This window comes from Enterococcus sp. DIV1304_2 (assembly GCF_050555445.1).
In the GTDB taxonomy this organism is placed as follows: domain Bacteria; phylum Bacillota; class Bacilli; order Lactobacillales; family Enterococcaceae; genus Enterococcus_B; species Enterococcus_B pernyi.
The window spans coordinates 2,537,104-2,548,957 of record NZ_CP187851.1; the positions used below are offsets into that span (position 1 = coordinate 2,537,104).

Below are 11,854 nucleotides of genomic sequence, written 5' to 3' on the forward strand. Positions count from 1 at the left end.
ACTGGATTTTAATAAAGGAGCATTCTCATGTCAGAAACTTATTATGCAGCGATAAACTGGAATGAAATTGAAGATATCATTGATAAATCGACTTGGGAGAAATTAACTGAGCAATTTTGGTTAGACACACGTATCCCTTTGTCAAATGACTTAGACGACTGGCGTACGCTTTCCCAATTAGAAAAAGATACAGTTGGTCACGTATTTGGTGGATTGACTTTACTTGATACCGTTCAATCAGAAAGCGGGATGGATCAATTACGTAAAGATGTCCGCACGCCCCATGAAGAAGCGGTATTGAACAATATCCAATTTATGGAGTCTGTCCATGCGAAAAGTTACTCTTCGATCTTCAGTACATTGAATACGAAAAAAGAAATCGAAGAAATCTTTGAATGGACGAATACGAATCCTTATCTACAGAAAAAAGCGGAGCGTATCAATGAGATCTACAAAAACGGTACGCCGTTAGAGAAAAAAATTGCGAGTGTCTTTTTAGAAACCTTCTTATTTTACTCAGGATTCTATACACCACTTTATTATTTAGGAAATAATAAATTAGCCAATGTGGCAGAGATCATCAAGTTGATCATTCGTGACGAATCTGTCCATGGCACGTATATTGGCTATAAATTCCAACTAGGTTACAACGAATTACCTGAAGAAGAACAAGAAACATTGAAAGACTGGATGTATAATTTGTTATATGAATTATACGAAAACGAAGAGCGCTACACAGAAGAATTGTATGATCCAATCGGTTGGACGGAAGAAGTCAAAACATTCTTACGCTACAATGCAAATAAAGCATTGATGAATCTAGGAATGGACCCACTATTCCCTGATACAGCAAATGATGTCAACCCGATCGTGATGAATGGGATCTCTACTGGTACAAGTAACCACGATTTCTTCTCTCAAGTCGGAAACGGCTACCTATTAGGTAACGTAGAAGCGATGAAAGATGAAGATTACTTGATTGGTTTAGACTAAACGAAAAAGAGCTTGGATATTGCATCCTCGCTCTTTTTTTGTTTCTCTTTAACCAACTGACAACCTTGGAATATCTTTATCTAAAACGATTGGAACGTTCTTTTGAGCAATGCGTTTGATCGTCCAACCCATTTTGGCACAGATGGCTTCTGCGGTCATCCAAGAATAGGAAGGCAAATCGGTTGCATTGGCAATTTCTTTGTCAAATCTTGCTTGGTCATAGCCCACACCATGTGCTTCTGCTAACGCTTTTCCATAGTGTTCGACATCATAACTGACTTCCCCACTGATTTTTTGTACGTCATTCATGCCAGCAGCCAGCAGCGTTGGAAACAACACCCAGTAAATATCTTGCATTCCTGTTCCTGAAATCGTAACGTTGTTGGCTTTTGCGATTTTATCCAAACGATTGGTTTCTGCAACCGAAGTCGTCCAAGGATATAAAGTTTCTTCACTGATTGTTAAAACATTGACTTCATAGGTCAAGGGTATCTCTAAACTTGGCATGAAATCTTTGATATAACTAGCTATCGTGACTAATGCCACATCGGCATCACAGTTTTGAAATACTTCGTGGGGATCGTTAGAGATTTTCACTCCTAAAGCTTGGTCATATCCTAAATATAGCCCTAGATCCTGACCGATCGCCTCTGGACGATTGTCTACAGCTCCAACGATTTCAATATCTTTTGCCATGGCATATTTGATAATCTCTTTCGACATTTTTCCACAGCCGACTTGGACCATACGAGTTTTTTTAGTCATTGTATTTCCTTCACTTTTTAGAAAATTTTTAAACGAGCTCACGAATATCGTCAACGGTTCGCTCAAAAACTTCCCCCACTTCAGGACAGGTCAGTTTTCCTTTATAGGTACTGATTCCTGGTAGGATCTCTGGATACGTTTGGATGACTTCTGTCAGTGATTGGGAGGCTAAGCCCTTGATATATCTCATCGTGACATTCGTTAAAGCTAACGTAGACGTTTGAGGAACTAAACCTGGCATATTCGCAACCGAGTAGTGGATCACTCCATGTTTAACGAAAGTCGGTTCTTCATGGGTGGTTGGCTGGCTCGTTTCAAAACAGCCGCCTTGGTCAATCGCAATATCCACTAAGATCGTTCCTTCTTTCATCTGTTTCACTAATTCTTCTGTGATAAGATGTGGGGCTTTTTTACCTGGTAATAAGACTGAACCAATCACGATATCGCTAGTCAACACCATTTTCTCAATATTCGCTGGGCTTGAGTAGAGGGTTTTTACTTGTCCATTGAACATCTCTGACAATTCACGTAAGCGGTCGACATTGATATCTAAGATCGTCACATCTGCTCCTAATCCGTGCAAGTAATGTGCCGCACTCACTCCGGCAATCCCACCACCTAAAATAGTTGCCTGAACTGGTAAAACACCTGTTACACCTGAAATCAATTTTCCACTTTGCTTCGCTAAAATCTCCGCACCCAATAGACCGCCTAAACGGCCAGCGACTTCACTCATTGGTGCGAGTAATGGGAATGCTCCGTTTTTCGTAACCATTTCATAGGCAATCGCTGTTGTTCCAGATTTGATCAATGCTTCAGTCAATTCAAGATTTGCGGCTAGATGCAAGTACGTAAACAAAATCAAATCGTTTCTAAAGTATTGATATTCTGATGCTAGTGGTTCTTTGACTTTCACGACGATTTCTGCCGACCAGACTGTCTCTGGATCAGCTTTGATTTGAGCGCCAGCTTCACGGTATTGACTATCTGTAAAGCCTGATCCTTCCCCTGCACGTTCTTCTACATAAACGATATGACCTGCTGTTACTAACTCTTTGACTCCTGCGGGTGTCACGCCTACACGTTTCTCTGAATTTTTGATTTCTTTTGGTACACCAATGATTGTCATATTATATCCTCCTTTGAATTATTGTTGCTTTTGCCACTCCTCAAAGCCCATATGGATCGCATCGAATAGTTGATCTGCGTTTTCCTTTGAAAAGGTCAACGATGGTGAAATGATGATCGTTTGTAGTTCATCGCGGAGCAAGACTCCTGCATTGATGGCATAATCAGCAACTGCTTGCACATTTTTTGCTGTTTGTTCCACATCATATTTCCCTGTATTCTCAAAATCGATGGCGATCATCAAGCCTTTTCCACGAACATCACTAATGCAGTCATATGTTCCTTCAAGTCCTTTTAGACGTGCCAATAAATATGCACCGACTTCACGGGCATTTTCAACTAAGTTTTCTTCTTCCACAATACGTAAAGCTTCTAATGCTGCCACACAGCCCAGCGGGTGTCCACCGTAAGTATGCCCATGGATAATGACATTAGCTCCATTGGTCGCTGATTCGATTCCTTCAACGATGCGTTTGTTAAAAACAGTAGCCCCTAGTGGAACATATCCAGAAGATAATCCTTTCGCTAGCACCATGGCATCTGGTTTGATGCCCCAGCCACGACTACCAAAAAGATATCCTGAACGACCAAACCCTGTCACCACTTCATCTGCAATCAATAAAATATCATAAGTGTCACAAACTTCCCTTAAAGCTGGCCAATAAGAAGTTGGTGGAACGATGATACCGCCAGCACCTTGGATCGGCTCAGCAATAAATGCAGCAATGTGATCTGCGCCAATCTGTTCAATCGTTTCAACTAGTTCAGCGATACAGTGTTTTGTTAATTCTTCTGGATCTTGGCAATTCCATTTATTTTTCTTCAAATGCGGGGAAGAGACACGTACACAATCTTGTAAACCTGGACCAATAAATTCCCGATAGATTGGGTTGCCACCTATCGACGTTCCACCATAATGCATCCCATGATAGGCTTTTTCCAATGACAGAAATACTTTCTTTGTCGGTTTACCGACTGCTTGCCAGTATTGTCTTGTGATTTTTAAAGCAGTATCTACTGAATCACTTCCTCCAGAAGTAAAGAATACTTTCGCCATCTCTTCTTCTTGCGTCATTTGAATGATTTTTTCTGCCAATTCATATGCCTTGGGATGGGCAATATTCGTAAACAATTGATAGTAAGATAATTTTTCCATTTGATCAGCAATTGCTCGGTTCATTTCAGGGCGATTATGACCAACGTTCATACACCATAATCCACCGACACCATCGAGTAATTTTCTCCCCGTATCATCATAGATAAAATTCCCATCTCCACGTTCGATAACGATCGTTTCCTCTTCACTTGCTCGAGTATCCGTCATCGGATGCCAAAAATACTTTTTCTTGCGATTGTTCATATTATTCTCTCCTTTATCTGCTTTCCTGTTTACATGTTAAGACTAAAGGGTAGAACAACTCTAAGGTCAATCTTTTTTTATTCTTTTAATAAAATCGCTTACATTAAAAAAAGTAAAAAATCACTTATATAGAAGAAAAAATACTTTTGTGATTTTATTTGTAAAGCATATTGACCTTATAACGATTCTAACCTCTAGGATGTAATTGAGGAGGAGTGGTACACATGCACAGCTGATTAAATAAACAAATTAAAACATTCACAAGAATTGAGGAGGAAAATTTAAATGTCACTATCAGAAACATTAAGCAATGTCATCAACATGGAAATTATCAGTGCGATCACTTCCACACTGTTTATTATATTATTAGGTTACTTTTTAAGAAAGCGTGAGGTTTTCTCATCAGATGTCGGAAAGACTTTGTCTAAGGTCGTCTTAACTGTCGCAATTCCTGCATTAGCTTTTAATTCGTTTATGCAGGACTTGAATGATGAAGTATTGAATCAAGGAATCAACATTTTGATTCTCGGAATCTTAGTCCACGTTTTCTTGATTTTTCTAAGTAAATTCTTCTTTTTTAGATATGCACCAAATAAAGAAGACACCTTGCGTGTACTCTCTATTTTCGGGTCAACAACATTCTTCGGTATTCCTGTCGTCGGTGCAGTCTTTGGCGCAGAAGGGATTTTGTACGCATCGATTTTTAACATTGGTTATCGTATCTTTTTATACTCTTATGCTTATCTAAAAATGAGCGGATTGAAAATGGCACGCAAGAATATTAGAGAAATGATCTTGAACCCAATCGTATTGGCAACGTTTATCGGATTATTTATTTGGCTCTTCCAAGATAGCTTACCTCAAATTGCTCAGTCTAGTTCTGAATCTATTGCTTTTTTAAGAATCGATCAGACGTTGCCATGGCTATTTAAACCTTTGACGTTCCTCTCTAGTTTAGCCTCCCCACTCGCTTGGTTGGCAATCGGGATCACATTAGGCGATCTGCCATTCGGAAAAACCCTCAGCAGTCACACCTCTTGGTACTATTCATTCATCAAAGTCATTGTCTTCCCACTTGTGATTTTACTTTCAATTTTACTGTTGAACGCAATGAATATTTTACCAGTGAATTCAGTTGGTCTAAGTACGATGATCATTATGATGGCTACTCCAGCTGCAACAGTTGCGGTTGCTTATGCCATCAATTTTGAAAAAGAAGCAGTACTTGCCTCTAACGCCTCTTTACTTTCTACACTCTTCTCGATCGTCTTAATCCCTATCTGGATCATCGCCTTAAACTTGATTGGAAATTAACCCACATTATATAATTAATTAACGAAAGGAAACTATACTATGAAAAATTTAAATGTTGTATGTTATGGTGTTCGCCCTGCTGAAAGATCTCTCTTTCAGCAGTTGAATGTCCACGGATTCAACTTGAAACTAGTAGAAGATTTATTAAATGAGACAAATTACGCAGAAGCAAAAGGAATGGATGCCATCATCGTTCGAGGAAATTGTTTAGCAAATCGCATGAATATCGAACGCTTTGCCCAATTCGGGATCAAGTTCCTCCTCACGCGTACAGTGGGGACAAATCATATTGATTTAATGGCAGCTCACGATCATGGAATGCAAGTCGCGTATGTACCATTTTATTCACCAAATGCAATCGCTGAATTATCTGTTACTTTAGCAATGATGCTTTTACGTAGAACAACTCATACAACGAATAAAACAGCTTCTTATAATTTTACGATTGATCGCTTTATGTTCAGTAAAGAAGTCCGAAACTGTACAGTTGGAATCGTTGGCGTGGGGAACATCGGACTAACAGAAGCAAAACTTTTCAAAGGATTAGGCGCAACGGTGATTGGGAATGATCTATATCCAAGTGAAGAAGCAAAAGCATTCATCGAATTTAAGTCGCTTGATGACTTACTGGCAGAAAGTGATATCGTCAGTATCCATATTCCTTACATCCCCGGTAAAAATGAACGTTTCATTAATAAAGATTTTATCGAAAAAATGAAGGATGATGCGATTTTGATCAACACTGCTAGAGGGGAATTACAGGATAATCAAGCAATCCTTGATGCGTTGACGAGCAAAAAACTATCTGGATTTGGTACAGATGTCTTGCCTAATGAAGCGCTGATTTTCAACAAAAATTTTGATGAAGATCCGTTATTGATCGATGCAACAGCTAAGGCGCTGATCGATATGTATCCGCGAGTGATCATTACTCCACATATTGGTTCGAACACCGACGAAGCAGTATCTAATATGATCGAAACAAGTTTTGACAATCTTTATAAAATGTTCAATCAATTGGACTGTGCCAACATGCTTTCTAGTTAGGCTGGAGCATTGACGTCAAAGAACTAGCGATCTGATATTGAGATAGAAGTGTTTCCCCTCAACAAACAAGGCGGCAACCATAAGAATTGCTCTTCCAATTTTTGTGGCTGTTGCCTTATTTTAAAAGAGACTACTTGATTCCCGCCGTTGACTCATTTCTATAATCACAGACAAAAGTGAATCTTACGTTTGTTTTAACTACTTTCCTTTCGATCATCACAAAAAATAGTAAGACAGAATCCCCAGAAAATCAAAGATACTTTCTGGGGGTCCTGCCTTATTTTTCAAAGCTGAAAACTTCTGTCAAACCTCAATTATTTTTTACTCGTGTATTTTTCCCTTTGCTGTTAATGCAATAGAGTCATACATATGAGTAGTTGGCTCGTTGATCAAAGTTGCTAGGTACTTCCCTACAGTTTGTCGGCTGATTTCACCAATGTAACTTTTTCCGTTTCTATTCTCGATACGAATATCCTCAACGATCTCTTTATCGGTTAACCAATTAGGGCGGATGATGGTAAAGTCTAGCTGACTGTTCTCAATCAAATCTGCTGCAATACGCTGATCCCCTAAATAAGTATCAGGATCGCGATAGTCGCCCAACTCTGCAACTTCTTCTTCGTCATTGAAGTCAACTTCACCGTAGATCCCAAGTGTTGCCATCCAATATACGCGTTTGATCTTATTCTGGTTCATCGCCTCGATCACATGTTTAGCTAAAGGCACCATATTGTAAGGACCTAAGCAAGAATAGACGATATCAATGCCTTTCATTGCATGAACCAAATCATCTAGATTCATCGCATCACCAATGATACTTCGCTCCTTATCAAAGACTTTATCCGGATTTCTCAAAAATAAAGTGACATTCACAGTAGGATCATTTTTTAAAAATTCATAGCTATATTTAGCAATTGGTGCTGATGCACCAAGAATCAATACGTTCTTTTTCAATCTATTTCCACCTCTAGTTTTGATTTTTTATTTGTACAACGCTCCTCCTTTGAGTAAGATGATTAAAGTATAAGGCTTAGAACGACTCTAACCGCAAGTAGTTATTCGCATCTTTTATTACAATTAATATGATTCTCAAAAAAGCATTTATTCCAGAAAGGATTTTAGTTATATGAAAAATACACAAAAAATAAAAAAATTATTAACCGCCTCCATCATTGCAGGAACCGTTTATGGTCTTTTAGCGCTACTTACGGGATTGATGATCAATTACAACGTCCTCTTGCTTGATGGTGTCTATACGATGGTCGGTGCGCTGATGTCTCTGATCGCATTATATATTGCTAAGTTTATCCAGACACAAGATTTTGAACGTTTTCCATTTGGAAAGGAATCACTGATGCCCTTGGTTGTTTTTATCCAATACAGTATCATCCTTTTGATTTCTTCCTATGGCCTGATTGAGTCTTTTTTCAGTTTGCTTTATGCAGATACCTACGTTGATTTAGCGATTGGTTTGCCTTTTTCTTTGTTTGGGACACTCTTTTGTTTTGTCTTTTATCTTTATTTGAAAAAAAATCCGATCAATCATTCCTTTTATAAGGTGGAGCTGGAACAATGGCGCTTCGGTTTTCTATTCAGTTTAGGAGTCGTGGTCTCGATCATCGTCTCTGGTGTACTAGCAAAAACGCCATATCTTGCAATCGCACAACTGATTGACCCAGTGATTTCTATTGGGATTACCATTTTTTATATTTATCTTTCGGTGACTGAAATCAAAAATGCTACATTAGAACTTACTTATGCACCGCCAAAGTATGAATTGCGCGAAAAAATATTGTTAGTAGTTGATAAGCTCTTGCAAAATGTCGCTATCGAAACCTATGTCTTACGAATCGCAAAAGTAGGGGATCAAGTCATTCTTGAACTAGACATTGTGATTTTACCCGATAGTGAATTAGATAGTATCCGCGCGCAAGATCATCTAAGAGATAAACTCAACCGCAAAGTAACTGAAGGTTTCTCTGACTATTCTTTATGGTTGAATATCAACTTTATCGGTGATCTCAAGTGGGCTTAAGAAAGAGCGTACTTTATAAAAAAACAGAAGCTCCTCCAATACGAAAACGTTTGGAAAGCTTCTGTTTTTTTCAATTGATCTGTGTTTAATTACGACCTAGAAAGGTAGATCTATTTAACAATAATCGTTTTACTTTCAAACTGTGCGAAGTCAATGGTGAATGTGTGCGTTTGACTATCATAGACAATCCCTTCACTCGTAGACACCACGTCAGTAAAATCACTTGGTAAAGTAAGTGTTACTGGTTCAGTTTGTTGCGTTGGATTGGCAATTGTATAAACTGTTTGTTCTGCCTTCGTTTGTTTTAGTAAAGAAATTGGTTTATTCGTTTTGATCCCTGCCATTTCTCCGCCTTGTTCTTGCCAAAAATTGATGCCTAAATAACCAGAGGTTTTCACTTCGACTGCTTGGATTTCTTTGGTATTTTGCAAAATCGCAACTGGCTGTTTTGCTGCATAATCTGCTAATTCCGATTGAGTCGTGCCGGGCAACATCACGTAGGCATATTCGGCATCTTTTGGTTGCTGTCCATGATTGATTGAGAAGGTGCGGTAGTCACCTGAAAATTGTGTATCACTAGGAAATGCTTCATTGATTTCTCGATAAGTACCTGTACGTGTCTCACTGATCACATCGACTGTTTCCTTTTGTGGGAAATAATAACCGATCGACGCATGTTGATGATCTGATTCTAACAATAACCAAGAGGCTTCCTTCGTTTGTTGTGACTGATCAATCATTCCTTTATCCGAAAGTACTTGATACGTATACGAATCATTTAATAAACGATTATCGACAATTGTTTCGATTGAAGCAGTTGTATCTCCTGTAATACCGGCACCTAAGGCAATGATTTGCCCATCCAATGTAAACCATGACTTCTTCCCTTGAACATTCATCGGTAAGGTCGTTCCATTGTTTTTTGTTCCTTCTTTGTTAAGAGCCATTCCTACTACACCTTGATCTCCAGCAGCGGCACCGCCTACCCATGTTTCATTTGAAGTCACTGTAGTAAATGCTGAAATTTCATCTGCTAAAGGAACTGTATCAATGGTCGTACCAGGTAAACGATAAGGATCGACTGTTGGCCAATAACTCGGACCAAATTGGACTTGGTCATCATTGTAAAGATAAATCATCCCATCAGACGTATGCCAGCCTCGTTGATTTTCCAGATTTCCTGCTTCAAATGAAGAGATTCGCTTCGAATACATGCTTAATCCTAAATGGTAATTCTCTGTTCGTTGGACAAATCGATCCATTGCATGGTACATCTTTGTTCCGATGAATGGTAGTTGATTGCCTATAATCGTTGTATTAGCCAATAGCTCCGTCGTCATCATCAAATCATTGTAATCTCTCGTATTCGTCAAATAATAGTTAGGATTAGACAACATCCAATATTTTACTGCTTCTTGCAAAGCTTTTTGCTGTGTTTCAGGTGCAAATTTCGCCACGATCAATAAATTGTACATCGTTGTCGATCCGTAACCCGTTTTTGTCGCAGCGGGCGTTCGAGAAATAGAGCGGCCATTGACTAAAGGCAACATTTCACCTTGATACACTAATGGGATAAATGCCGATTGTACATTATCAACAAAGGACTTTATTTGATCAGCTGTCAATGTATAGCGAGATTCTTTGACAATCGATAAAATTTGGCCTACGCCTTTGACTAGTACATTCCCATAAGAACCTGTGTAAGGGATCGTTTCATGTTGGACAAACGAACCATCTTGATAAAAACCATCTCCATGGTTCACTAATTTAAAGACATCTGTAATACTCTCAACTGCTTGTGTAACTTTCGCTGGGTCATTTTGTAAGAGACCTAGTCCTAAGACAGTTTGCGCTAAATCTGTGCGATTCGCACCAGTTGTTGAAAAATTTGGTATAAAATCAAGCGCGACAAAAGTTCCTTGTGGTTTTGTATAGAGTTGTTTAAATGGATCGGGTACATATTTACTCAACACAGTCGTATACTCGTGCAGCTTCTCTCCTGGCACTTCTCCATCAAGTATCATCAAAATCGCCACAAATTTTTGAGCCACTCCGATCTGCCAATCCCACCAATTGCCATGATACTTTGTTCCGTCATAGCCTTTTTCTGTGATCATAAAATCTAATCCACTTTGAATCGCTTGACTGATGGCCTCATCTCGATAATAACTTGTCCCATTCGTTCCGTATGCTAACGCTAGTTTTTGCAACTTTGTAAATTGCGTGGTTAAATCTGCCGAAGCGGTATTCCCAGATTCTAATGGCCACAGATACGTGCGGTCAGGATCTTGATTCATTGTCTCGTAAAGTTTTTCTGCTTCGTCAGAAAGAGCGTTTACATAATTGGCAATCGCTGGATTAGCTAAATCGGTCGTTGTTGACACAAGTTGATCTTTCCAGTTTGCTTTCATTGTTTGAAATTCTTCTGTCGGTTCTTCCACTTGCAGACTATTGACCGCTCCACTACGCATGGAATAAATAGTTAATTTACTCTCATTCCCAAATAACCGAATCCCTGAATAACCTGACCAGTCCCCATTGATCGTTGTCCCATCAGAATAAAGAACTTCTTGATTTTCATACAACAAACGGTCGTTCAAATATGCTTGGAACGATGTTCCTTCATATCTTAGTAACAATTTATAGGTTTGTCCTGAAATCAGTGTAGGACCTTTGATTGCTGTCAACCATTTCCCCCCAGGCTGTCCCAATTGCCATTCACCATCGCGCATATAGGCAAACGATTGCCAGTTCGATGTCGTCTGATCGTTTCCTCGAAAAACTAGTCCAAAATTGGTCTGTCCCTCATATAGAAACGTGTATTCTAGATCACCTGAGCTACGGACACCTGCATCTAATAATAACGACACAGACTCAAATTGTTGATTGACCTTCTGATTGGCGATCTGTAACCGATTCTCGTTGGTATATTTATCTGCTTTTCCAACTATGTCTTGCCAAGTACCTAAATGCTGCGAAAAATCTGACTCATAGTTTCCTGATGTCGTATTTTTTTGTATGTCAGTCTGTGTTTCTTCTGCACCGACTTGTTGACTGTACCCTAACCCGATACCCACGAATAAACTACACCCTAATGTCACCACTAATTTTGTTGACCAACTTTTCATTTTTTTCTCCTTTTTGTCCATAGATATTCTTTTGAACTAAAAAATCTGCAAGAAAGGCGCATTCTTATTTCGAACGATTCTTTC

9 protein-coding genes are annotated in these 11,854 nt (G+C 39.0%); 4 read left to right on the forward strand and 5 right to left on the reverse strand.

The window, feature by feature from the left end; translation table 11 throughout:
• Nucleotides 1-27 precede the first annotated feature (27 nt).
• Nucleotides 28-993, forward strand: coding sequence for a class 1b ribonucleoside-diphosphate reductase subunit beta (nrdF, locus tag IGJ14_RS11675; protein WP_010734316.1), 966 nt, complete (start codon nucleotides 28-30; stop codon nucleotides 991-993).
• 48 nt (nucleotides 994-1,041) lie between these two features.
• Here the strand turns inward: nrdF and IGJ14_RS11680 are convergent, their stop codons facing one another.
• From IGJ14_RS11680 to IGJ14_RS11690, 3 genes are read right to left on the reverse strand one after another with little or no spacing between them, the layout of a single operon-like run.
• Nucleotides 1,042-1,758 (reverse strand): hypothetical protein, encoded by a 717-nt coding sequence (locus tag IGJ14_RS11680; RefSeq protein ID WP_229053926.1) that lies wholly within the window; start codon nucleotides 1,756-1,758, stop codon nucleotides 1,042-1,044.
• A 28-nt stretch (nucleotides 1,759-1,786) separates the two neighbouring features.
• Complete coding sequence (gene ald / locus IGJ14_RS11685; RefSeq protein WP_104775724.1) at nucleotides 1,787-2,887, reverse strand: alanine dehydrogenase; 1,101 nt, start codon at nucleotides 2,885-2,887, stop codon at nucleotides 1,787-1,789.
• Nucleotides 2,888-2,905: 18 nt separating this feature from the next.
• Nucleotides 2,906-4,246: an aminotransferase class III-fold pyridoxal phosphate-dependent enzyme gene (locus tag IGJ14_RS11690; RefSeq protein WP_104775725.1), complete on the reverse strand. Its 1,341-nt coding sequence runs from the start codon at nucleotides 4,244-4,246 to the stop codon at nucleotides 2,906-2,908.
• 285 nt (nucleotides 4,247-4,531) lie between these two features.
• Between IGJ14_RS11690 and IGJ14_RS11695 the strand changes: the two genes are divergently transcribed.
• On the forward strand, nucleotides 4,532-5,560 hold the full coding sequence (locus IGJ14_RS11695; protein ID WP_104775726.1) for an AEC family transporter: 1,029 nt from the start codon (nucleotides 4,532-4,534) through the stop codon (nucleotides 5,558-5,560).
• 39 nt (nucleotides 5,561-5,599) lie between these two features.
• Nucleotides 5,600-6,607 (forward strand): NAD(P)-dependent oxidoreductase, encoded by a 1,008-nt coding sequence (locus tag IGJ14_RS11700; protein WP_195273320.1) that lies wholly within the window; start codon nucleotides 5,600-5,602, stop codon nucleotides 6,605-6,607.
• Nucleotides 6,608-6,928: 321 nt separating this feature from the next.
• Here the strand turns inward: IGJ14_RS11700 and IGJ14_RS11705 are convergent, their stop codons facing one another.
• Nucleotides 6,929-7,561 (reverse strand): NAD(P)H-binding protein, encoded by a 633-nt coding sequence (locus tag IGJ14_RS11705; RefSeq protein ID WP_019722282.1) that lies wholly within the window; start codon nucleotides 7,559-7,561, stop codon nucleotides 6,929-6,931.
• Between the two features lie 172 nt (nucleotides 7,562-7,733).
• On the opposite strand from IGJ14_RS11705, the gene IGJ14_RS11710 reads away from it, so the two are divergent.
• Entirely contained in the window at nucleotides 7,734-8,642 is a 909-nt protein-coding gene (locus IGJ14_RS11710; protein ID WP_019722283.1) for a cation transporter, read from the forward strand.
• A gap of 110 nt (nucleotides 8,643-8,752) precedes the next feature.
• Here IGJ14_RS11710 and IGJ14_RS11715 read toward each other — a convergent pair whose 3' ends face one another.
• Nucleotides 8,753-11,770, reverse strand: coding sequence for a polysaccharide lyase 8 family protein (locus tag IGJ14_RS11715; protein WP_195273321.1), 3,018 nt, complete (start codon nucleotides 11,768-11,770; stop codon nucleotides 8,753-8,755).
• Between the last annotated feature and the right edge of the window lie 84 nt (nucleotides 11,771-11,854).